Source organism: Dellaglioa sp. CoH-55-MRSF-6, from assembly GCF_056782215.1.
This window is the reverse complement of record NZ_JBXAYJ010000046.1, coordinates 1-270: the sequence shown is the minus strand read 5'-3', so window position 1 is coordinate 270 and position 270 is coordinate 1. Positions and strand designations below refer to the sequence as shown.

Annotated in this window: 1 protein-coding gene; it reads right to left on the bottom strand. The window is 51.5% G+C overall.

The annotated features are described in order from the left end of the window. Positions 1-14 precede the first annotated feature (14 nt). A partial coding sequence (locus AC1RPK_RS07735; RefSeq protein WP_481769353.1) for a hypothetical protein occupies positions 15-270 on the bottom strand: 256 nt, incomplete at its 5' end.

Genomic DNA, 270 nt, shown 5'->3' with positions numbered 1-270 from the left:
GTGTACGCCGCTATTTACTCGTCGTCAACTCCAAAATCACATTCGTCAAATGCCTCGTCCTCCCACTTAGCTTCTTCGAAGTGATTACGCCACATGAAGAATCGCGGATCATCCTTGTTGTAGGGATTGCGCGATGCCCCGTCCATTCCGCGCTCGCGCCGCGCGCGTCTTGCTTGTTCCCGCATCGTCATTTCTTTTTCGCTTCCTGCTTCTTGATCCAACGATCCGCAATTTCCTCTTCCAGAACTTGCATGATGGGTTGAACAACAC